The organism is Pleurocapsa sp. PCC 7319 (assembly GCF_000332195.1).
Classification (GTDB): Bacteria; Cyanobacteriota; Cyanobacteriia; order Cyanobacteriales; family Xenococcaceae; genus Waterburya.
This window is the reverse complement of sequence record NZ_KB235919.1, coordinates 56,575-79,609: the sequence shown is the minus strand read 5'-3', so window position 1 is coordinate 79,609 and position 23,035 is coordinate 56,575. Positions and strand designations below refer to the sequence as shown.

21 protein-coding genes are annotated in these 23,035 nt (G+C 37.1%); 11 read left to right on the top strand and 10 right to left on the bottom strand.

The genetic code is table 11. The features are described 5' to 3' along the window. Window positions 1–25: 25 nt before the first annotated feature. Both PLEUR7319_RS0101795 and PLEUR7319_RS0101790 read right to left on the bottom strand, forming a co-directional pair. Window positions 26–1,336 (bottom strand): arylsulfotransferase family protein, encoded by a 1,311-nt coding sequence (locus PLEUR7319_RS0101795; RefSeq protein ID WP_019503494.1) that lies wholly within the window; start codon window positions 1,334–1,336, stop codon window positions 26–28. Window positions 1,337–1,481: 145 nt separating this feature from the next. After that, window positions 1,482–2,354: a haloacid dehalogenase-like hydrolase gene (locus tag PLEUR7319_RS0101790; RefSeq protein ID WP_019503493.1), complete on the bottom strand. Its 873-nt coding sequence runs from the start codon at window positions 2,352–2,354 to the stop codon at window positions 1,482–1,484. A 564-nt stretch (window positions 2,355–2,918) separates the two neighbouring features. Here PLEUR7319_RS0101790 and PLEUR7319_RS0101785 point away from each other — a divergent pair. Together PLEUR7319_RS0101785 and PLEUR7319_RS0101780 are read left to right on the top strand one after the other, a co-directional pair. Further along, window positions 2,919–3,935, top strand: a complete 1,017-nt coding sequence (locus PLEUR7319_RS0101785) for a hypothetical protein (RefSeq protein ID WP_019503492.1) — start codon at window positions 2,919–2,921, stop codon at window positions 3,933–3,935. Between the two features lie 13 nt (window positions 3,936–3,948). Next, entirely contained in the window at window positions 3,949–5,664 is a 1,716-nt protein-coding gene (locus PLEUR7319_RS0101780; protein WP_019503491.1) for an ATP-binding protein, read from the top strand. Between the two features lie 153 nt (window positions 5,665–5,817). Here PLEUR7319_RS0101780 and PLEUR7319_RS0101775 read toward each other — a convergent pair whose 3' ends face one another. After that, window positions 5,818–6,273, bottom strand: a complete 456-nt coding sequence (locus tag PLEUR7319_RS0101775) for an Hsp20/alpha crystallin family protein (RefSeq protein ID WP_019503490.1) — start codon at window positions 6,271–6,273, stop codon at window positions 5,818–5,820. Window positions 6,274–6,641: 368 nt separating this feature from the next. Here PLEUR7319_RS0101775 and PLEUR7319_RS0101770 point away from each other — a divergent pair, with 368 nt between their 5' ends. Beyond that, window positions 6,642–8,084 carry an IS66 family transposase gene (locus PLEUR7319_RS0101770; protein WP_019503489.1) on the top strand — a complete coding sequence of 481 codons (1,443 nt, stop codon included), beginning with the start codon at window positions 6,642–6,644 and terminating at the stop codon, window positions 8,082–8,084. Between the two features lie 165 nt (window positions 8,085–8,249). Here the strand turns inward: PLEUR7319_RS0101770 and PLEUR7319_RS0101765 are convergent, their stop codons facing one another. Both PLEUR7319_RS0101765 and PLEUR7319_RS0101760 read right to left on the bottom strand, forming a co-directional pair. Next, window positions 8,250–8,741: a response regulator gene (locus tag PLEUR7319_RS0101765; RefSeq protein WP_019503488.1), complete on the bottom strand. Its 492-nt coding sequence runs from the start codon at window positions 8,739–8,741 to the stop codon at window positions 8,250–8,252. Between the two features lie 8 nt (window positions 8,742–8,749). Beyond that, entirely contained in the window at window positions 8,750–11,074 is a 2,325-nt protein-coding gene (locus tag PLEUR7319_RS0101760; RefSeq protein WP_019503487.1) for an ATP-binding protein, read from the bottom strand. 171 nt (window positions 11,075–11,245) lie between these two features. On the opposite strand from PLEUR7319_RS0101760, the gene PLEUR7319_RS0101755 reads away from it, so the two are divergent. Both PLEUR7319_RS0101755 and PLEUR7319_RS0101750 read left to right on the top strand, forming a co-directional pair. Continuing rightward, on the top strand, window positions 11,246–11,608 hold the full coding sequence (locus PLEUR7319_RS0101755; protein ID WP_019503486.1) for a response regulator: 363 nt from the start codon (window positions 11,246–11,248) through the stop codon (window positions 11,606–11,608). 141 nt (window positions 11,609–11,749) lie between these two features. Beyond that, window positions 11,750–12,115 carry a PleD family two-component system response regulator gene (locus PLEUR7319_RS0101750; protein WP_019503485.1) on the top strand — a complete coding sequence of 122 codons (366 nt, stop codon included), beginning with the start codon at window positions 11,750–11,752 and terminating at the stop codon, window positions 12,113–12,115. Between the two features lie 283 nt (window positions 12,116–12,398). Here the strand turns inward: PLEUR7319_RS0101750 and PLEUR7319_RS43040 are convergent, their stop codons facing one another. The 4 genes from PLEUR7319_RS43040 to PLEUR7319_RS0101735 form a co-directional block, all read right to left on the bottom strand. Next, window positions 12,399–12,533 carry a hypothetical protein gene (locus PLEUR7319_RS43040; protein ID WP_256380619.1) on the bottom strand — a complete coding sequence of 45 codons (135 nt, stop codon included), beginning with the start codon at window positions 12,531–12,533 and terminating at the stop codon, window positions 12,399–12,401. A 191-nt stretch (window positions 12,534–12,724) separates the two neighbouring features. Next, the gene (locus PLEUR7319_RS0101745; RefSeq protein WP_019503484.1) at window positions 12,725–13,180 is read right to left on the bottom strand and encodes a BON domain-containing protein; all 456 of its coding nucleotides are present in this window, start codon (window positions 13,178–13,180) and stop codon (window positions 12,725–12,727) included. A 53-nt stretch (window positions 13,181–13,233) separates the two neighbouring features. Then, window positions 13,234–14,034 (bottom strand): SDR family NAD(P)-dependent oxidoreductase, encoded by an 801-nt coding sequence (locus PLEUR7319_RS0101740; protein WP_019503483.1) that lies wholly within the window; start codon window positions 14,032–14,034, stop codon window positions 13,234–13,236. Between the two features lie 73 nt (window positions 14,035–14,107). Beyond that, window positions 14,108–14,473: a phage holin family protein gene (locus PLEUR7319_RS0101735; RefSeq protein ID WP_019503482.1), complete on the bottom strand. Its 366-nt coding sequence runs from the start codon at window positions 14,471–14,473 to the stop codon at window positions 14,108–14,110. Window positions 14,474–14,752: 279 nt separating this feature from the next. Between PLEUR7319_RS0101735 and PLEUR7319_RS39080 the strand changes: the two genes are divergently transcribed. The 6 genes from PLEUR7319_RS39080 to PLEUR7319_RS0101705 all read left to right on the top strand — a co-directional run bounded on the left by PLEUR7319_RS39080 (window position 14,753) and on the right by PLEUR7319_RS0101705 (window position 21,830). Then, on the top strand, window positions 14,753–14,926 hold the full coding sequence (locus tag PLEUR7319_RS39080) for a YqaE/Pmp3 family membrane protein (protein WP_019503481.1): 174 nt from the start codon (window positions 14,753–14,755) through the stop codon (window positions 14,924–14,926). Window positions 14,927–15,773: 847 nt separating this feature from the next. Continuing rightward, on the top strand, window positions 15,774–17,207 hold the full coding sequence (locus PLEUR7319_RS0101725) for an aminotransferase (protein WP_036798333.1): 1,434 nt from the start codon (window positions 15,774–15,776) through the stop codon (window positions 17,205–17,207). A gap of 75 nt (window positions 17,208–17,282) precedes the next feature. Then, a complete protein-coding gene (ald, locus tag PLEUR7319_RS0101720) occupies window positions 17,283–18,392 on the top strand; it encodes an alanine dehydrogenase (RefSeq protein WP_019503479.1) in 1,110 nt (369 codons plus the stop codon). Window positions 18,393–19,091: 699 nt separating this feature from the next. Continuing rightward, the gene (locus PLEUR7319_RS0101715) at window positions 19,092–20,660 is read left to right on the top strand and encodes a sodium:alanine symporter family protein (RefSeq protein ID WP_019503478.1); all 1,569 of its coding nucleotides are present in this window, start codon (window positions 19,092–19,094) and stop codon (window positions 20,658–20,660) included. A 14-nt stretch (window positions 20,661–20,674) separates the two neighbouring features. Further along, window positions 20,675–21,100 (top strand): universal stress protein, encoded by a 426-nt coding sequence (locus PLEUR7319_RS0101710; protein ID WP_019503477.1) that lies wholly within the window; start codon window positions 20,675–20,677, stop codon window positions 21,098–21,100. A gap of 4 nt (window positions 21,101–21,104) precedes the next feature. Then, a complete protein-coding gene (locus tag PLEUR7319_RS0101705) occupies window positions 21,105–21,830 on the top strand; it encodes a sulfite exporter TauE/SafE family protein (protein ID WP_019503476.1) in 726 nt (241 codons plus the stop codon). Window positions 21,831–21,857: 27 nt separating this feature from the next. On the opposite strand, the gene PLEUR7319_RS0101700 is transcribed toward PLEUR7319_RS0101705, so the two are convergent. Further along, window positions 21,858–22,610, bottom strand: a complete 753-nt coding sequence (locus tag PLEUR7319_RS0101700; RefSeq protein ID WP_019503475.1) for an amino acid ABC transporter ATP-binding protein — start codon at window positions 22,608–22,610, stop codon at window positions 21,858–21,860. Window positions 22,611–23,035: the final 425 nt, after the last annotated feature.

The window sequence follows — 23,035 nt, the reverse complement described above, 5'->3', positions numbered from 1 at the left end:
TGATAGAAATTTGTTTGCAGTTACTTTACTGTTCTAGAGTAAATAGTTCGGTATACTCTGGAGATAATCGCTGCACTTCCCCCACCACGCCTACAATACCCGGCTCGACATAGTTAACATATTCCCAAACTACATTTCCCTGGCGATCAACTTCAAAACCTCTGCCAGACATAGATTCAGTAATCAATAAATTACCGTTGGGTTGCCATTGATGTTTCCCCATCACCCTGGTAAAAAATTTATTCTCTTTGCTACCGGCAAAGAATACTTTGTGACTATTATCCTTAGCCGAAACAATGGTAATTTTGCTATTCCGTTCTGGTTCGCTAGCATTATTATTATCAAAGACAGAAAAAGTATCACCGTCGATAAAATCTGGGTCGTGTTGTCGCACAAATTTTCCGATAGAGATAAACTTAATTTTCTCACTCCCAATGTTAAAGACAAAAACCGTATTAACATTACGCAGGGAAACCATCACATCCCCTAACTGAAAAAAACCAGGCTGCAATTTAGCAGAAAATGGTTCAACATCATTCAAATGGAGCAGATCGGTATTGCCTAATATACGATTATCGCCTTTGATTGAGGTATTCTCATTATTGAGGCTACCCATGTAAAGCAGTCCCTTATAGCCATTTTGACGTAGAATATCGGCAATATACCACTCCCGCAAAATCTTACCTTGAGGACTAATTTCTAAAATTGTCTCTTCATAAAAGGGTGGTATTAAATGGGGTAAGCGAGCAACTTTTTCCGTTTGATATCTAGTCCCCGATATCCATAAGTTACCATCGTCGTGTTGATGAATTGAATGATGAGTAAGGTATGCTAAACGCCAAACCACTTCCCCATCGCGATCAATACGAATTAAGCCTTTACTTTCAAAGTTAAATATCAGATCGCCATTTTTCATGACTACCGCACCGTGGATATTAGTACCTGGTTTAGCTTGAGGAACTAAGTTTTTTGGTAAATGTTGTGGATTGGGCCACATCTCGAACCAGTCAATTGCCCATTGATGAACTGTATTACCTTCTAAATCAATAATTTTAGCGGATATATTACGTTCGGCTGCTATTTCCGTGACTAAAGACAACCCTGGCTGAGTCTGGCTAATATTTTTAATCTCTTCCGATGGTAGTTTTTTTGAACGCTCGTAAAACCAGGGAAGTTTTTCTGATTTTTGAGCGCGAATCTCCGACCATCCTTTTACAGCCTCAGTGTAGAGTTGGTAGGGAAAAAGCTTAAACTCTCTAGCGAGATATCCGCCGTTAAAAACCAGAAAGACACTGGAAAAAATGAAAAATATGAAACTAAATTTTGACGAATTCATCTAAGCGAGAGCGTCAGGTATTTGGGTGTTAATTTGATCTCTCTGGTATATTACCTGAAATTCAGGATCATAAATTACAGATCGCGATTACGCTCCGCGTAGCCTTTGGATCGCTAAAAATAAATGTGTCAGGTAGTCAGCTCATCTATTCTCCGGCACTTAAATTACCTAAAGCTATTCGGTTACTAATACAATCTATTGCTAATGAGAGTGACTGCATCATTTCAGAATCTTCTTCATAGTTTGCTGGAACCAAATTAGAAAGTCTTTGGCTAGAATTAACCTTCTCTAAATGTTCCCATTTTTCAGCAGTACTACTTTTGGAGTAAATGCCGATTGCAATACCACCATATTGATTGATTACCGTAAAACAGGGAATATCTGAAGTACCATCTCCAACATAAATTACTTGATTTAAAGGGACATGAATTTTATCGTTTGATAAATCTTGATAGTTATAAATTAAATCTTTTTCGTTTTCTCGCTCTATGCCTTTAGAAATGTAATATAAATAACGGGTTTTTTCCGTATGGGTCATCTGTCGTTTGAGAAATTCAATTTCTCCTTGATCGCCATAATGAAATTCACAACCCCACATCTGTCTAAAATATTTAGCAACACTCGTATTGCGAGGGATATCGACGAAGCCACCTGAAATTAGATAAAATTCTAGTTCAATTTCAGTTTTAAATGTATTGGCTTGTTGCTGCAAACGCTCAAACATTGTAGATACGCCATCGTATAATTCTAGCTTTTTTCCTAGTTTTGCTAGCTTGCTTTGAGTAATTTTATTTTTATCTTCTCGTTGCTGGGATTCTTTAATTAGACAATAGGCTCTAGCTAGGTATTTATCCCAGCCATCAGCGACTAAAGGATCAACGCGATCGCCAATGAAAGAATCAATATCAATTTGGCAATCTTGTAACAACACCTTGAAACTATCATCGGGAATTAAAGTTTCGTCAAAATCAAAAACGATCGCAATTCGATTAGATACTAATTTAGTTGCTTTGCTCATTATTATTAGTTAATTAGAGTATATTCAAAAGTAAATAATATAGATCAAATTATAGTTGACCAATTTTATAGATATTATCAATTTGTCTAAAGCTTTTAATCTATCTTGAGATTAATAAAATGATAGTTATAAATAATTGTTGTATTTTAATTTTGCTATTTAAGTTCTAATTTTTGACTTAAATTAAAATACTTCTTAGGTTAGATGTTTTAAAATCGTAACTTCTGCTACTGATTAAGTAATAAAATTTATTCGAGGAAAGCTCATGCTGTTCAATTAGTTTGACAATTAGCTAAATTAGCCTATTCATTTGAAATTAACTTTTGTAGATTTTTAAGTCAGGATTACATTGGCATTATCTTGAATAAAGCCTAAAGCTTGTGAGACAAAATTCATAATCTATTCCCCGACTATTGACAGTATAATGGATAATTTAGTCAAGAATTATAGTATTAATCTAATAAAAGAGAGTTAGTTTAAAGCTGAAAGCTAAAGACATATTATATTATTATTAACCCTTATAACTAAACGCAATAACATTATCATAATTGAGCTATGTCCAAAATGAATTCATCAGAAAATTTTTTTGCTGAAGTAATTGATACAGTAGGTAACTTAACAGGCACTCTAACTGCCGAAGCTCAGAAATTATTAGAAAAAACTACTGTTTCTACAGGACAAACTCTAGAATGGATTGCCTCCAATCCAATCCTCAAATCAGCAGATAATATTATTGGCTTAGATTGGTTGATGACCTTTCTAGGTAAAGTTGATACTGACAAAATACAAGCTACTGTAGATCAAATGCGATCGCAATATCCTGATGAAACACCAAATCAAATTGCCGACCGTTTAATTATTCAAAAAACTTGGCAAGGTGGACGTTTGGGGCTACTTACTAATATTGTTCCTCCCATTGCAGCATTGTTTTTAGGCATTGAATTAATAGCCACTACCAAACTACAAACTGAGATGGTGTATGAAATTGCTGCAGCCTACGGTTTGGATTTAAATGAACCTGCTAGACGGGGGGAAGTGCTGGCGATCTTTGGTTTGTCTTTGGGTGCAGATGTGTTAAAAACCGGCTTAACTGTAGTCGAAATTATTCCTGGTATTGGTGCAGTTGTGGGTGCCTCCACCAATGCAGCTATGCTGTACGTTTTAGGACAAACCGCCTGTCGATTTTATCAAGGAAAAGCTTCTCAAACACAAATTGTATCTTTACAGCAAGAAACTGATGCAGATTGGCAGGTTGCTCTCAATCAATCTAAGATTATGGATCGTATTTTGGCATACATGGTACAAATCAGTTATCCAGAACAAGATTGGAGAGACATTTTACCCACAATTAAAAATATATCTCCATCCTCAGTTACTACTATTGCGGTAAATCTAGAGCAACCACAAGATTTTCCTACATTACTGGAACAGCTAATTCCTGAGTTTGCTACTCTAACTTTAAACAGATGCTATGACATTGCCAAATCAAACGGTAATATTACCTTGAAAGAACAAGAAGTATTGAGCCAGATCGCGATTAAATTTAATCTCGATTTATCAGCATTAGACAGTAATCAGTAATCAGTAATCAGTAATGACTGAACGCCAATACACAATTTTAATAGTTGACGACTCCGCTGAAGACCGCGAGGTTTACCGTCGCTATCTAAGCAAAGAAGTCAGATCTAAATACAAAATTATAGAAGCAGAATCTGGTGAGGATGGTTTGGACCAACTGGCAATAAAACAGCCAGACTTAATTTTACTCGATTATTTATTACCTGATTTCGATGGTTTAGAGTTTGTCGAAGAATTAAAAACGCAAGCAAGTCAAATTCCGCCAATTATTATGCTGACAGGGCAGGGAAATGAAGCAGTTGCTGTAGAAGCGATGAAGAGTGGAGTTAAAGATTATTTAGTTAAAGGAAGATTAACTCCTGAAGTCTTAATTACTTCGGTTAAAGGCACTTTACAGCAACATTATCTACAGTCTCGACTGACTAAAAATTTCCAGCAACAACAGTTAATAGCGGAAACTGCTTTGCGCATTCGCCAGTCTTTGGAGCTTTTAGAAATTCTGGATACTGCAGTCAAAGAAGTAGGGTTATTATTAGATTGCGATCGCGTGGTAATTTATCAATTTGCACCAGATATGACTGGTGATGTTGTTGCTGAGTCGGTGAAGTTTGGCTGGAAAAAGTCTTTAGGTCAAAAAATAGTCGACACTTGCTTTCGAAATGAGGGTGTAGCTAGATACGAAAAAGGAGAAACTCTAGCAATTAATGACATCTACAAATCCGGGCTTTCTAAATGTCACATTAAACTATTAGAAGAATTTCAAGTCAAAGCTAATGCGGTCGTTCCGATTCTGCTTTCCCCTTCACCATTAAAAGATAATCATAATCTTTGGGGTTTATTAATTGCTCACCAATGTAGTAATAGTCGTCATTGGGAAACTGACGAAGTCAAGTTGTTGGATAAACTAGCCGTACAATTGGCGATCGCTATCCAACAGGCAGAGTTATTAAATCACTTACAAGATGAATTAAATACTAGAGAACAGGCGGAAGATTCGCTTAAAAAGCAAGCCTTAAAGTTAAAATGGGTTAATCAAGAGCTACTTAAAACTACGTCTCTGCTAAAAAAACGCAATCAAGAATTGGATCACTTTGCTTATGTTACTTCCCACGATCTAAAAGCACCTTTAAGAGCGATCGCTAATTTAGCTACCTGGTTGAGTGAGGATTTAGAAGATCAAATACCAGAAGAAAGTCAGGAGCAACTCAGGCTGATGCGATCTCGCGTTAAACGTATGGATGGCTTAATTCAAGGATTATTAAAATATTCTCGTGTGGGAAGGAAAAATATTCTAATTGAAACTGTAAACGTAGGGGATCTAATCAATAATGTGATCAATTCTTTGTCACCAGCAGCAGCGTTTGAGATCGTAATTGTTCCCAATATGCCAACTTTGAAAACTGAGGTACTTTGGCTACAACAGGTTTTTTCTAATCTGATTAGCAATGCTATTAAATATCATCCTAAAAATTCGGGAAAAATCACCATATCAGTTGAAGAACAAGATAAATTTTACGAATTTTCTGTTGCTGACGATGGATTAGGTATTGAACCTCAATATCATGAGCGTATTTTTACTATATTTCAAACTCTACAAGCCAGAGATTCCATTGAAAGTACAGGGATTGGTTTGTCGATTGTCAAAAAAATTGTTGAAGGTCAAGGCGGTACAGTTCGAGTAGAATCACAACTTGGAGAAGGAGCTACTTTTTACTTTACTTGGCGCAAGTAGTGGTTAGGAAACAAAAGATCAAGGTTCACATTCATAATGAGTTATTTGTCCTTAAAGTTTTGGTTTAATAAGAAACCCAGTTACTTAATACAGTAACTGGGTTTAACTATTAATCTACATGACTAGATTTTTTCAGTTTATCCTTGGTTAAAACTAGGCATTAGCTTCGCCGAGGTTAACTTTCACTACTTTATTTTTTTCTGCTTCTGATTTAGGGAGAGTCAAATTAAGAATACCGTCCTTATATTCTGCGGTAACATCTGTATTTTGGATACGTGCCGGTAATGGAATGACTCTTTGGAATTTACCGTAACGGAATTCAGAACGTACATTACCATTCTCTTCAGATTTGGTTTCAGATTTTCTTTCTCCTGCGATCGCAACTCGATCAGCCATTACTTGAATGTCTAAATCCTTAGCTTCCATACCAGGAACTTCGAGTTTAAGATGTAAGGCATCATCTTTTTCGGTCAATTCCGCAGCGGGAACTTTAGATAAATTGCCAAAGTTATCCCAGTTATCGGTAGTGAGGGCATCATCAAATAAACGATTTAATTGACGTTGCAAAGAGTTCATTTCTTGCCAAGGGTTGTATCTTACTAAAGCCATACTATGTGTCTCCTTTGATTAATAGTTTTAAATGATTTACTCGAAACTTTTGCTTTATTTCGTTTCGTTATCTTTATCTTAATCAATACATTTAGAAGGTCATAGTGTGGCTTACATCACAATGATAGTAAAGTTTTCTGCCCGTACAAAAAATTTTTCGGTAAACCGTATTTTTGGTTGTTGTTCGATTTGGAGTGAGCAAAATTTACGGTGGCAAAAATTAATTTTCGCGTTGTTTAAGTAAAAAGTAACGAGTAACAATTATATATCTTTAAGTTTTTTAATAGTACTAATAAGGTAAGGATTCAGGTATTAAAAAGAGAGATAAGGTTGCACTCGTTAAGAAAACTGGGTAATGTAACGGTAAGATGAACCAGGAACCTGAGTTAAACGAACTAGAAAAACTCAACCAGTTGTCAAAAAAGGAACTGGTGAAGCTCATACTGAGTCAACAAGAAATCATCGAGCAGCTAAAAATAGAAATAGAGAAGCTAAAAATAAGCAGAAGCCTAGACAGTAAAATATCGTCAAAGCCTCCATCATCAGATTTACTCAAAAAACCAGAAAGAAAAGAAAAGTCATCGTCTCAAAAACCGAAAAAAAGTCCCGGGGGGCAATTAGGACATCAAGGGAAAACAAGAAAAGGATTTGGGCGAGTAGATCGCTGCGAAGTACTCAAAGCAGAAAAGTGCTTGAGTTGTGGAGAACTGTTAGCCTCAGCAGAATCAATCAAGATTGAAACCAACTCAGCAGCAGTATTAGTAGAAAGACCAATAGAAATAGTTGAGTATCAACGTCATCACTCTCTATGTCAGTGTTGTGGAGAAATAACATCGCCACAATGGTCTCATCAGATTGTACCAGGACAAGACTTGGGAATTAAGTTACAGGGATTACTAGGATGGCTAGGAAACTATGGGCATCTACCCTATCAAAAGCAGCAGGAACTATTGCGGGAGTTAGGTCAAATTGAAGTTGGATTAGGGACTTTAGTTGCCAGTAACCAAAGAATTTCAGCAGCTATTAAGCCCAGCATTAGTGAACTAGAAGAATGGATTAATCAGAATCATCCAACCTTAAATATTGATGAAACACCTTGGTCAGTAAGAGGATTAAAAGAATGGTTGTGGGTGTTTGCTAATCCGAATTTTTGCTTATTTCGAGCGGGGGATACTCGTTCGAGAAAAGAAATAGAAGACCAACTAGGCGCGCAGTATTCGGGAATCATTATCTCCGATGATTTCAGCGTGTACAATGGCTATCCGGTCGCAGCACAACAAAAATGTCAGGCTCACTTACGTCGTCACTGTCAAAGACTCATGAAAACACCAGGAATTGACAATGGATCAATGGGACTAGCTTTGACCGAAATTGTGGATTCTGCTTTTCGACAACATCGATTATGGCGTGAAAATAATCATCGGCAGCAATATCTCGATTCTACTACGCAATTAAAAACTCAAATCAATTTAGCTTTGAGTAAGTGGAGTGAGAAGGCAGGTTATGAAGCTGGTAAATTATTACGGAATTTGAAATTAAAAGCAGACCAATGGTGGTATTTCTTAGACCATCCAGAAATTTCGCCTGATAACAATCTCGCCGAACGTGCTTTAAGATTGGCAGTCACTAAACGAAAAATAAGTGGTGGTTCTCGCAGCATGACACGATTTCAAGATACAGCTAATTTATTGAGTGTGATTCAAACCTGCCGTTTTCAGGGTCGCTCTGTGATGGATTTTTTCACTCAAGCTTTATTGGCAACTATCGGTGTTATCGATCGCCCTTCTTTAATCCCTCAATTTAGTACCTGAATTCTTACCTAATAAGTATCCGAATTATTCTATTTCTTTCATCAATCATCACTTAAAGCGTCCCTATTTTTAACTACCATACCTTTTTTCGTTCACTCTTCGATTTGGGGATTGCGATCGCAATGCTCTTGTTTCCTCAAGCAATAGTAGAGCTATATATTAATCTTAACTATTCTCATCCAGCTTATTATTGGCGACACAACTGATTATTGAACTATTTGGTAGTTCGACTGTTTTAAACCAATATTCAAGAAAGGTTCGTACTAATTTATTTAAGCGATTAGTATCCATTGGTTTAACGATATAGCCACTGATACCTTGACGATAACAAGCATCTATATCTTTGGGATTAGAGGAAGTAGAAAAAATAACTACAGGTATTGTTTGTAAATCGAGATCTTGTTTGATTACAGCTAGAACTTCTCTACCATCAGTACCAGGTAAGTTTAAATCTAATACAATTAACGAAGGAAGAGGTGAAAGGGTTTGATCTTGATATTCTCCCTCACGGTATAAAAAGTCTAATGCCTCTTCACCGTCTTCACAGCGATATACGGGATTGGGAATGTGAGCTTTAGTAATCACTCTGGTTAAAGCTGCAAAATCTTCGTCGCTATCTTCAATAATTAATATTGGTTGGTTGTTTTCTTGAGCCATCTAAATAATTACAGCAAAGTAAAGTAAAAGGTACTACCTTCTTTATAGACAGATTTTACCCAAATTTCGCCTCCATGCCGTTCAACAATTTTTTTGGCAATGGTTAAACCTGCACCTGTACCGCCACCATATTTCTTTTGACCATGTAATCTTTTAAAGATCCGAAAAATTGATTCTAGATGCTTTTCACGAATGCCTATACCATTATCGCGAACATAGAAAATAGTTTTTGCTGGGGTTTTTTCGGGGTATTCCAACATTTTTTCGGTTACGATAGAATCTTTTGCATCTAAATAGCCAATTTCGATAATTTTCTCGGCTTTTTGATTGTATTTGATCCCGTTACTGATTAAATTGGTAAATAATTCATTAACCTGAGTGCGATCGCATTCAATAGTGGGTAAAGAACGAGGAATGTGAAACTTTACCTGATTATCTCTAGCACTAACTTGAATTACATCTAGTACTCCGGATACTAAATCATTGAGATTTACAGGGAGTAATTGTAATTCTGCCCTACCTAAGCGGGAGTAACGAAGTAGAGAGTTAATCAAATCTTCCATGCGATGAGTTAAGCGCATGAGAGTATTGAGCTTATCTATTCCTGCTTTATCAAGAATATCGCCGTAGTCTTCAATTAAAAAACTAGAGTAATTATAAATGCCCCGTAATGGTTCTTTAAGATCGTGGGAGGCAATATAGGCAAAAGCATCTAGTTCGATGTTGCTGCGGGCTAATTCTTTATTTACTTGGGTTAGTTCGTCGGCTTTTCGGAGAACAATACTAACAATAGAACTACGTAATTCTAGTGCTGCTTCCACTTCACACGGTTTCCAGGGTAGAGATTTCCCTTTTACAGTTTCTTGCCATTTAGCAAAAGATTTACGGGGAGACATCCGTATAGATCCGTCTGATTCTATTTCTAAAGGCTTATGGGGATTTCCGCCCCAATCTACTGTCTGAATTACTTCAGGGCGAAACCAAATAATAAAAGTTTTTTGCACTCTAGAAATAAGTAAGGCTAACAATCCACTGGCAACTTCTTTTTCTTTGTCTGCAGCAGGGTAAACTTGAGCTAGAGAATTGGTTTCATAAATTACATCTTGACCAAATTGGCTCTCTAGCCAAGGAAGTAGATCTTTAATGGCAATTTCGTTTGGCGTGTTACCAATGAGGTTAATTTCTTCACCGAAAGACAAAGCAACACCATCAGCACCTACTATATCTAACAAGTGAGTAGGGTTTTGAGTTAAACTTGTCTCTAATTCTTCTGCTTGGGAAATGATTTCCACAAATTGAGACTGAATGGACTTGAGCTTCATTTTATATTCTAAGTCTTGACTATCTTCTTTAGTGGCTAACTCAAAAGAAACTACCTGTCCAATAAACTCGCAGACAGTACGAATTTCATAGGGAATTTTCTTAGGCGTATTGTGGTGACAGGCTATCAATCCCCAAAGCTGTTTGTTTTTAAGCAGAGATATAGACATGGAAGCAGATACGCCCATATTATCTAGATATTCAGTATGTAACGGAGAGACACTACGTAATACTGACATACTCATATCGAGGGGTTTATTAGTTAGAGGATTAATTTGAGGAGTCAACCCTATTGGTTCGTAGATAGAATCGGGAATTAGACGCAGAAAATTGAGAGTATAGAGATATTTTGCTTGTTTGGGAATATCGCTAGCAGGATAATGTAAGCCTAAAAATGGTTCTAATTCTTCTCTAGCCGCTTCAGCAATTACTTGCCCTGCACCTTCATCGTCAAAGCAGTATACCATAACGCGATCAAATCCCGTTATTTTTTTTACCTCTTGCACAACTACATGACAAAATTCATCTAAAGTAGTAGTATTTTGGATTCTATTGATGGGACTTTTGACAAATTTATAGAAATTGAAAAAGTCAACATCCTGAGTGGGTTCACTTGGTTCTAACTCTAAAATGACTATTTCCCCGTGACGATGAACGATACCATCGAAAGTAAGAATTGAACCCTTGCGAGTTAGCTCAATTGGTAAAGGATTAATCTGGTTGAAATCTTCAGATAAGCAATGTTGAATTGCTGTAACCTGTTCTTCTTCTAGCAACTCATTTAAAGGTTTATCCAGCAACTCTTTTGGCTCTACACCCAACATTGTTGATGTATTAAGACTTACCTGTAAGATCTTGTAATCATTAGCAGAAATAGCTAATAGAATTCCATGAGGTTGAATTAAATTAGGAATATGAATCGGTTCGCGATCGCAATTAGTCAGATCGACATCTTTTAAATCATTATCGGTAGTCTTTGCTAAAGTCTCTTGAAATTTTGAATTTAAATCCATAACCCGTAGATAGGAAAAATAAAGAAAGTTTTATAGATATGCTTTATGTCAAATTTTATAGATATGCTCTTTATTAAGTCTAGCGATCGATATATATATTTTTTCAGATGTTTTGAAGGAGTTTATTAGTTAATTTGGGGTTAGCGTGATTAGATAAGAAGTGAGTTAGGTATGATCAACTCTGTTTTAGTTGTAGAGGATAATGAAGATCTTTCATTGTTATTCAAGCTAGTTTTGGAATCGGCTGGATATCAAGTCGCTACTGTGGATAATGGGCTAAATGTCTTAGACTTTGTGGAAAAGATTCAACCACAATTGATTTTAATGGACATTATGATGCCAGAAATCAGTGGTTTGGAGGTTACTCGTAAGATCAAAGAAAAATTAAATTATGGAAGTCTACCAGTACTATTAGTATCCGCTCTTGATCGACTTAAGGACAAGCAGTTAGAAGATAGTAAGGCAGATGGTATTCTCTATAAGCCTTTCAACATTGACGATTTAATCTCGCGGGTAGACAAACTAATCAATTGAAGTAATTAACAGTATATTTCATGTCTTGTCAAACTAAAATGCTTTTTTAGATATATTTCTATAGCGTGCCCAATTTTTAGATGCTTTTAGGAAGATTATTAGTTCAATTTTGTACAAACACAATAAGATAATAAATTAACTATGATTAATTCTATTTTGGTAGTTGAAGATAATGAAGAGTTGCAATTGTTATACAAACTAGTCCTAGAGTTGGCTGGATATCAGGTCGCTACTGTGAATAATGAGATAAACATTTTGGATTTTGTAGAAAAAATTAGACCACAGTTAATTTTAATGGATACTATGATGTCAGGAATTAATGGTCTACAAATTTCTCGTAAGATTAAAGAAAATTTTGACAATAGGAGTTTACCAGTTCTACTAGTATCTGCTATTAACGGTATTAAAGATAGACAATTAGCAGATAGCAAGGCAGATAGCATTATTTATAAACCATTTAATCCCAATGATTTAACTTCGCAGGTCAAGAAGCTAATAAGTCATTAAATCTATCGGTTAAAGTTTTTATTTAACAATTTGATGGGTAAAGGGAAAGGGAAAAAGGTTATAGCGTTTCTCGTATTAATGAGATACACCTTGGTGGAGTTAGGGAATAGGGGTTTCAAGGTTTTTGACTAAGTTTATATTTGTACCTCACTTATTTGAGAAACGCTATAAAGGATAGTTTTTAACTGTAAAAATATATCCATCATTAATTAGTTGACGTAGCACTAGGTTATGTGTGTGGTTATTATTTAGCTGCTCAAGAATAGATATAATATGAGGACAATTACGGATTATTTGGAGTAAAAAAACTATAGGTAGTAATAGTGGCAGATAGTAGTTTTGCTTGCCTAGAAATGCTTTCATCTATTGGCAAACTGGCTTCTACATCAATGATTACTCGTTTACGCTTGGGTGCCACACTTTGTGTGCTCCATCAAGACCCCCAGGCACTATGTTTTCCATGTCATCTAATCCTGCTGACATCATAAAAGTCCCTCGTCCTTTATTCAATCGTTTCAGAGATCTTGCTATCTATGCTGCTTGATTGGATAAAGTCGAGCTAAGAATCTATTAAGTAGGTAGGCATAATAATTTATAAAACCCACCTACTTACTTATTAGGTGGTATAACTTTTACATCCATCTCAACACTTTTAACTCCGAGAATTTCAAAAGCTAGAGGCTCAATTGTTTCGTATTCTCTTTGGTCGGGAACTGTTCCTACAATTACTACCTTGCCATCATCTGCATCTATGGTTAGCTTTGCTCGGGGAATATTAGCTTCTAATTTTGCTCTAACCTGACTTTCTAAATCTGAGTTTGTTCTTTCTCCTTGTTCACCCCATAAGTCATTACGTTGTTCTCTGGCACGAATGTCGGAATTTAATTGATCTTGGCGAATTTCGCTATTTGCATCTCCTAAAGTATCTTTAACTTTCGTTTTATCTTCTACAACAAAACCCTCTTCTACAGAATTGGGAGCGTCGCCACTGGTTCGTGCTACATCACAACCTACAGCAGTCAACAACAATATACTACCTAAAGATAAAGTAATTAACTTGTTCATTTTTTGCTTGTTTTTCCCCGATTAAGCGCTAAATATTTGATATTTGATTATTACTAACCAACAGTAGCTACGGAACCACCGTCAACTCGGTAATTAGCACCTACTACAAAGCTAGAATGTTGGGAGCATAAAAAGGCAATTACTGCAGCGACTTCTTGAGCTTTTCCTCGACGATGTAATTCTAAATGAGGTCGTTTTTCATCTAGGAAAGTCTCAATAGCCTGGTCAAAGCTCATATTTTTTTCCTTAGCCCGTTTTTCCATCATCGCGTCGGTCATGGGAGTAGCGATATAGGCAGGTGATACGGAATTAACTAAAATACCATCTTTAGCATAAGCTTTAGAGAGATTTTTAGCTAGGTTAAGTACTCCTGCTTTAGCTGCACAGTAGGGCATTTCATCGGTGTAAGGTTGAACTGCATCTTCTGAACCAATCAGAACAATTCTACCCCATCCTTCTTTCTGCATAGAGGGAATAAAGGCTCGACAGACTCGCACCGCAGCCATAAAGTCGACATTTATAGTTTCATACCAGTCTTCGTCAGTTAACTCTAGAAAGTCTTTAGTTGCACCGGTGATACCAGCACAATTAACCAAAATGTGAACTGTGCCAAAATGCTTAAGTATACGCTGCTTTGCTAATTCAACTTCATCTAGGTTTCTCAAATCTGCCGTAATAGGTATTACTTCACCAATTTTACTAATTTCTTCAGCAGTTGTTTCTAATTCTTTTGTAGTTTTATCTAATAGGGCAATTTTTACACCCTCAGTAGCTAGTAACTTTGCTGTAGCTTTACCCATACCAGAATCGCCACCAGTAATCAATGCCACCTTACCTTTAATCCCAAAATCCATGCTTGTTCTCTAATTGTTACTTTTTTGTTGTTTTATTACACTTTCTAAGTTTCAATACTTAAATAGTTAGTTGTTATTCTTGAGTTGTACTGGGATACCTTTCTGCAAAATATTTACTGAGAAAAGTATTAACAAAAGATAGAAGTACAGGGGCAAAAATAAATGCTAACAGACCTGCAACTCTAAAACCTGGTACAAAAAGTGAAGCTAACCAAAAGCATAGACCATTAACAACTAGAGAAAATGCCCCAAGGCTAAGAATATTAAGAGGTAGGGATAGTAAGGATATTAATGGTTTAACTCCTGTATTGACTATTCCAATAACTACTGCCGCAATTAAAGCAGCTGGAAAATTAGCTATATCTACTCCAGAAAAGATAATATCAACTACCAATAAACTTAGTGCAGTAGCTAAGACAGTTAAAAGTGAAGCTAACATATTTTATTGACTCCCAAAATTTTACGTAAAACAATATCACTAACTTTGTTTCACTGATTTTTCAAATTATTATTGTATTATTGATTGTTAAACATGTTGCTTATTAAATGCGTCTGACAAAAGATATATTCTTGCTTTTGAGCAAATATTTGCAAATATTCAAAATTAAGGTTAGGGAAAATAAGATCGCCAATTATCTCTCTTCAGATAGAAGATAATCTAATCGAAAAAAATCTAATCTGATAATTACCTACATATGTAAAATTTTGAGGAAAAAAAATGGGCATTATTAAAATCATTGCAGCAATCTTACTTCCTCCCCTTGGAGTATTTCTGACTATGGGAGTTAGTCAAGCCCTACTAATAAATGTTTTGCTGACATTACTAGGCTGGGTTCCTGGTGTTATTCATGCTCTTTGGATTATCTCCAAACAATCAGAGCAAGTTAGCTAACGGGGAGACAATCTCTAAAACTCAGATGTGACGTACTGAAAAAGCTACCAACCGATATAGCTGAGTTTGACATCCTCCTATCATGAGACGACTGATATTAGCTGCGAGATCTCTATCTTTAATGTATCCGCACTCACAGACATGGGTACGTGTTGATAGTAATTTCTAAACTCGCTTACTGCAGGTAGGACAATTGTGAGAGATAAACTGTGGTGGAACGATAATAGTTATCTTACCGAACTTGCCGCTCATAATAAAATTGAAAGCTTGAGTCGCGATCGCGATAGGCTATTGACTTGACTATCTTAGAATAACCTAGAAGCAGAATACATCGATCTTAAGCTTTTTGTTTATATCAGAAGTTCTTGAAGGTTTCTTGACATTGAATAGAGAATGTTTGTGGCAAACAAAAAGCTTTAAATGATTTTTATAGGCTTTGAATATAAAGTTGCATTATTAACTATCTAGTCCATTTTAGTTAGGGTTTTATTGCCGTGTCTTATCAGTATCTTTGCAGTAACAATACTCCTCTAAGACTTTTTATCAAGCATGGCAGGCTACACAAGCACTTGATTAATAGAAGTGGAGCTGGTTCACCCAATTATATTTAATTTAATCTGGCTTAGAGTTGAAGATAGGAAGAGTGCTTTTTGGTAGAAGTCAATCATATTTTCCAATTGCGATCGCACTCTTCCCCTTGGCTTTAAGAGGTCTTAGATTTGCTCTGCTCTAGCTTGCAATAATATCTGCATTCAAGTGAGGGCATCTTGGTCAAACGTCCTTACCAGGGTTTAGCGATCGCTAAATCAAGATTTTAAATAACTAACAATTCAAACAAAGTGATGCAATGTTAGATGTGAATCACTCTGATGAGTCAGAGTTAAACAAGTCAGAAGAAACGTCATCAGTGCCGAGGGATTTGACCCAAATGGATATGAAATCTCTGTGGCATCCAATGACACAGCATAAAAAATATGAACGCAACCCGCCTAAACGCATGGATAAGGCGCAGGGTTGCTATGTTGTTGATGCAGAAGGTAAGGAATACTTAGATGGGGTATCAGGATTATGGTGCGTCAATGTAGGTTATGGACGCAAAGAACTGGCAGATGCAGCCCACGAACAGTTGGTTGAATTGTCTTATTTTCCTCTGGTAATGAGTCATTCTCCTGCCATAAAGCTAGCAGCTAAATTACTAGAATTATTGCAGTTTGAAGGTAAGGTTCACTTTTCTAATAGTGGTTCAGAAGCTAATGAGACAGCGTTTAAGATGGCACGGCAATACCATTCCCAGATGGGTGGTACGAGACGATATAAAATCATTTCTCGCTATCGGGCATACCACGGCAATACTATGGGTGCTTTGAGCGCGACGGCACAGGCAGAAAGACGCGCTAAATACGATCCTCTCGTTCCAGGATTCATGCATGTACATCCCCCCTACTGCTATCGTTGTCCCTTTGGTAAGGAATATGGTTCGTGTAATATTGAGTGTGCTACTAACGTCGAAAATGTAGTTATTCATGAAGGTGCAGAAAGCGTTGCTGCCATTATCGTCGAGCCTGTTATCTCTGGTGGTGGGGTAATTGTTCCTCCCGATGAATACTTGCCTATACTGCGTGAAATCTGCGATCGCTATGATATTTTGTTAATCTTTGATGAGGTGGTCAGTGGTTTTGGTCGTCTGGGTAAAATGTTTGGACACGAACATTGGGGTGTCAAGCCAGATATAATCACCCTAGCAAAAGGTATCACCAGCGGTTATTTACCTCTTTCAGCGACTATTACTCAGCAATATATCTTTGATGCTTTCTTAGATGAAACCGATCCTACTTCCCATTTCCGTCACATTAACACCTATGGAGGTAATCCTGCTTCAACTGCCCTATCTTTAAAAAACATTGAGATTATCGAAACCGAACAGCTTACGAACCAGGCTGCCAAAATGGGCGCATATTTAAGAACAGAATTATCGACGATAGAAAATCATCCTTATGTGGGAGAGATACGGGGTAAAGGATTATTAATCGGGATTGAATTAGTAGCAGATAAAGAAACTAAAGAACCTCTAGCAGGGGAAAAGGTAGGTCTAGTAGTTTCTCGCTGTTTAGAACTGGGCACGATTATTGGACGTAATACTAGCACTATTCCTGGGCTTTCCAATGTGCTGATTATTGCCCCGCCGTTGATTTTGACTAAAGCCGATGCAGATTTAATTGTTGATAATTTAAAACAAGCCTTAGAAGAAATAAGTACGAACGTAACAAGAATGATTTCATAAAGGTCAGGACGACAGGGGCGAAAAGCGTTTCGTCCATAGAGAAGTGCAAAGGTATTAATAAGAAGGTTATAAAGCATGCATATTGGTGTACCAAAAGAAATTAAAGACCAAGAATTTCGAGTCGGATTATCCCCTAATAGCGTTCGAGTTTTAACCGATAGAGGACATAGTGTATTTATAGAAAGGATGGCGGGAGTTGGTTCGGGATTTGGCGATCGCGATTATCAACAGGCTGGTGCAACAATAGTTGCTCAAGCTAAAGATGCCTGGAATCAAGAACTAATAATCAAGGTAAAAGAGCCTTTAGCAGCAGAATATGAATTTATCCGTCAAGGACAGATATTATTTACATATCTGCATTTAGCAGCAAATAAACTCCTGACTGAACGTTTAGTTGATTCAGGAGTAACGGCGATCGCTTATGAAACTGTAGAACTAAATCGTACATTGCCTCTACTGATGCCTATGAGCATCATTGCAGGAAGATTAGCGGTGCAGTTTGGCGCACGGTTTTTAGAAAGACAGCAGGGAGGAAGGGGTGTTTTATTAGGTGGTATACCTGGGGTGTCTGCTGGTAAAGTCACAATCTTAGGTGGCGGTGTCGTTGGCACAGAAGCAGCAAAAATTGCTGTCGGTATGGGTGCAAAGGTACAGATTTTTGATATCAATGTTGAACGGCTATCTTACCTGGAAAATTTATTTGGTTCTAGGGTTGAACTGCTTTATAGTAATGCTGCAGCAATTGAAGCTGCCGTTCCCGATGCGGACTTGTTAATCGGTGCAGTATTGATTCCAGGTAAAAAAGCACCCATCTTAGTAGATCGTGCCTTGGTGGCAAAAATGCGTCCTGGCTCTGTTATCGTCGATGTCGCAGTGGATCAGGGAGGATGTATTGAAACTCTACGTCCCACTTCTCATAGTAAGCCAATATATATTGAAGAGGGAGTTGTGCATTATGGCGTTCCCAATATGCCTGGTGCTGTACCCTGGACAGCTACTCAAGCTTTAAACAATAGTACTTTACCCTATACAGTCAAGTTAGCTGATTTGGGAATCAAAGCTTTAGAAATTGACTCTGCATTAGCTAGAGGATTAAACGTTGATAACTATCAAATTGTACATCCTGTTGTTCAGGAAGTATTTAAAGATTTAGTTACTCCTACTCCAGAGTTTTCATTAGCTTAAGTTAATTTTATTGATACAGATCTCTTTTTTGAAGGCTTTTTTCAAGAGAACATCTGGTAACAACTAAAATAATTAAAAACTTGTTATTGCTTTAGTTAAAAGACTAAAACTAGTTAAAGATAATTATATAAAAAGCAGCAAACTTTAATATTATTTGCTGCTTTTATTTATTGATCAAATAATATATTTCTTAGACACTAAAATCTATTACTTAGATATATAGCCGTACGAAGTTACGTTAGGACAAGTTTATTTGATTGCTCGTAAGTAATGAGTAACGAGTAACGAGTAATGAGTGTCCTAATAAAAGTTCGTATTGCTATAAATACCAGTAAACTAATATCTTTATATTCATAGTCTATTTATACTAAATTCTGTTTGTATAGGTTATATATCTGTTTTTCAAGTCAGAAGTCAGAAAAACAATCGTTACCTTTATCAACTGGATTAAGTATTATGGTATTTCATATTAGATATTTTAAAGTTATCGAATTTTGACTTTTACAAATCAATTTAAAAATATTAAAGAGTCTAGTATATTCAATTACAGTATTTTAAATCCAATAATTGCAAACTTACATCAAAGCGCAAAATAAGATCACAAAAGATAAGCATTATGTCTTGAAGATCGAGAATTAACGTGCAATTTGTAACGCAAATATTTGAGTAAGTTTATCATAATAGGTAAATTAATAAATTATGAAACAATTGTTGTTTAAGTTAAAAAAATATTTAAAGTATTGTTGTCTGCCTATTTTATTAATATTATTAATACCTAGAATTGTTTGGGCTCAAGAAGAAGCAAGTGCTGGAGGAATTGGAGGGATATTTGAAGGGATATTTCAAAGCATTGTTGATGTTTTAAATCTCTTTTTATATTTCAAAATTGGTGGCGAAAATGGGATGCCCTTGATTGTTCTCTGGTTGATCGCTGGAGGTATCTTTTTTACTTTACGGATGAAGTTTATTAATGTTCGGGCATTTAAACACGCTATTGAAGTCGTACAGGGTAAGTATGACGATCCTCATGATGAAGGAGACGTATCCCACTTTCAGGCTTTGGCAGCAGCCCTTTCTGGTACGGTAGGTATTGGTAATATCGCAGGGGTAGCGATCGCCATTCGGATGGGAGGACCAGGAGCAGCTTTTTGGATGACCTTAGCTGGTTTTTTTGGGATGTCGAGTAAGTTTGCCGAATGTACCCTTGGGCAAAAATATCGCATCATTAAGCCCGATGGGACGGTGGGAGGTGGTCCCATGTATTATTTAAATCGTGGCTTATCCTCAATTGGCATGGGTGGAATGGGTAAAGGATTAGGGGTAATTTATGCGGTCTGTTGCGCGATCGCTACCATGGGTGCAGGAAATATGTTCCAGGCAAACCAGGGCTATGCTGCGGTGGCTAATGTATTACCCTTTTTTGAGAATTACAACTGGCTGTTTGGCATTATCTTAGTAGCTATTGTGGGGCTAGTAATTATCGGGGGTATCGAACGGATTGGTGCGGTAGCTGGAGTTTTAGTCCCATTGATGGCGGTAATTTATACCTTGGCTTGCCTTTGGGTAATGTTAGTTAAATTTAATCTCATCCCATCCGCGATTGGTACAATTATTATGACAGCCTTCAATCCTGAAGCTGTGGCAGGAGGAGCTATTGGTGCAATTGTAGTTGGATTTCAAAGGGCGGTTTTTTCCAACGAAGCTGGCATTGGTTCAGCTGCGATCGCTCATTCAGCTGCTCGTACCGATGAGCCAGTTAGGGAGGGGGTTGTAGCACTGTTAGAACCGTTTATCGATACTATGTTCATCTGTAACCTGACGGCAATTGTCATCGTGCTTACAGGGGTTTATGCCGATCCAAGTTCTGCCGAGCTTGATGGAGCAAGGTTATCCGCTGCCTCATTTGAGACAGTTATTGGCTGGTTTCCCTACGTAATAGCCATTGCTGGCTTTTTGTTTGCTATTTCAACCATGATTTCTTGGAGTTATTATGGACAGCTGGCTTGGGCATATCTGTTTGGCGATAATACAGTCAATATTTATAAAGGACTATTTCTGCTCTGTGGATTTATTGGCACGGTAATCAATCTCGATCTGGTAGTAGAATTTAGCGATATCGTGCTGTTGGCGATGTCTTTGCCGAATCTATTAGGTTGTTTTTTACTTTCTAATGTAGTTGCCAAAGAGCTAGATAGCTATATGTCTCGTCTCAAATCGGGTGCAATGTTGACAGAGCTTGAAGAAGTTAGAGAACCCGTTTTTAAATAGATAGAGGTATATTTATGAATTGGCTGATTAAGAAATCTGTCCTAGTTCCCATTGATTTTTCTGAATGGTCATATAGTGCGATCGCACCTGCTAAAGAATATGTTCAGTCTGAAACATCCCTAACTTTGATTCATGTCCTGACACCATTACATCCAGCCGATCCAGCAGCAATGTGGAATACCCTCGATGATGAGCAAAGAAAACAAAAGGTCAAAGCTTTTCTGGGAGAGAAGTTAGGGGAAATGGGTTATGAAGAAGTTAAGATTGAGGTGAAAATAGGCGATCCTAGTACGGAAATTGTAGACTGTGCTAAGGAGATAGAAGCAGATTTAATTGTTTTACCTTCCCATGGACGTAAGGGTGTTAGTCGTTTTCTACTTGGTTCGGTGGCAGAAAGGGTAGTGCGTTTGTCTCCCTGTCCAGTGCTGGTTCTCAAGTAAATAAATGGAGCTATTTGGAAATGAATATTTAACAGTTAGCTGCATTATATTTCTAGCAGCTTTGACTCAAAGCATAACTGGATTTGGTTTTGCGATCGTTTCCATGTCTTTTTTACCAGGAGTACTCGGCTTACAAACTGCCGTCCCTTTGGTTGCATTGCTCGGCGTTACTTTAAACAGCATAATTTGGTTCTACTATCGACGAAATTCTGACTTCAAAGCTGTTAGACGATTGATGATTGCATCTTTAATTACTACTCCTATCGGTGCATTAATGCTCGATCGCTTTCCCGAAGCGATCGCTCTTAGAGGATTGGGTCTAATTATTATTAGCTATGTGGTTTACGACTGGCTGAAGTTAGCTTTGCCTCCTTTAAAGTCGCGATTTTGGGATTATCTAGCAGGGGGATTGTCGGGAACTCTCAGTGGTGCATATGCGGTAGGAGGACCACCTCTAGTTGTCTACGCTAACTGTCGTCACTGGACTGGCAAAGAGTTTAAAAGTAATATTACTCCCGTATTCTGTTTAATCGCTTTGCTGGCTACCATTTCCCATGGCTGGCAGGGTAATTTAACCACCTCCGTTGGCAGATTTGCCGTTTATAGCCTGCCTGGTTTTGCCTGCGGACTTTGGCTAGGAACAACACTGGCTAACAAAATGAATCCTCTAATCTTTAGGCAAATTACCTTGGCTCTATTACTTGTGGCGGGTTTGAAATTAGTGATTTAATTTATCAACCATCATGCAAAAGTAGCGTTAGCCATTCATCCGACTGAGAAAACTTTTTAAGCGATCGCATTGAGGATTGGTTAATACTTCTTGAGCATCTCCTTCTTCTTCTACTACTCCCTGGTTGAGAAAGATCACTCGATTGGCGACTTCTCGGGCAAACTGCATTTCGTGAGTTACAACTACCATGGTCATTCCTTCTTCTGCCAGCTGTTGCATTACCGTCAATACTTCCCCAACTAATTCAGGGTCGAGTGCGCTGGTAGGTTCATCAAAGAGAATGATTTCAGGTTTCATACAGAGGCTACGGGCGATCGCAACTCGTTGTTTTTGTCCCCCAGATAGTTGTTCGGGATAGGAATTGGCTTTACTACTTAAACCTACTTTATCTAAATAATGCAGAGCGCGATCGCGGCATTCTGATTTTGATTCTTTTAATACTTGGGCAGGAGCTAACATCAAATTCTGCAATACGCTGAGGTGAGGAAATAAATTAAACTGCTGAAAAACCATGCCTACTTTAGTTCTTAACTGCTTCAACTTTTGCGAGCTTATTTTTGGTTGAGAAAGATCGATATCCATTACTCTCAATTTGCCACCATTGATAGTTTCCAATCGATTACAGCAGCGCAATAAGGTACTTTTACCACAGCCAGAAGTGCCAATTATCGAAACAACATCTTTTTTATAAAGTGAAGCCGTGATTCCTCTTAATACTTTTAATGAGCCATAGCTTTTTTGTAAATTATCAAAGGAAATAACGGGAGTAGAAATAGACATAATTATTTATATTTTTCTCCAAAATTATTGTGAATATATTAAATCTGATCTGATTACATAATTGTTATATTAATTACATTAGTTTTTGACATTTAGGTTCATAATTTATTCAACAAAAATAAGTTACAGTAGTCATATTTATCTTGACTATATCTTGAGATATAAATTTGATCTGCAAAGTTATAGAAGAGTGAGAATGTTGTATGTTTGAGCAGACTCTGGTTAAAACAGAAGAATATAGGTTGATTTCTGATAGCCATATAATCATTAAGTAAGGATTCAGGTATTAAAAAGAGAGATAAGGTTGCACTCGTTAAGAAAACTGGGTAATGTAACGGTAAGATGAACCAGGAACCTGAGTTAAACGAAACTAGAAAAACTCAACCAGTTAGTACAAAAAAGGAACTGGTGAAGCTCATACTGAG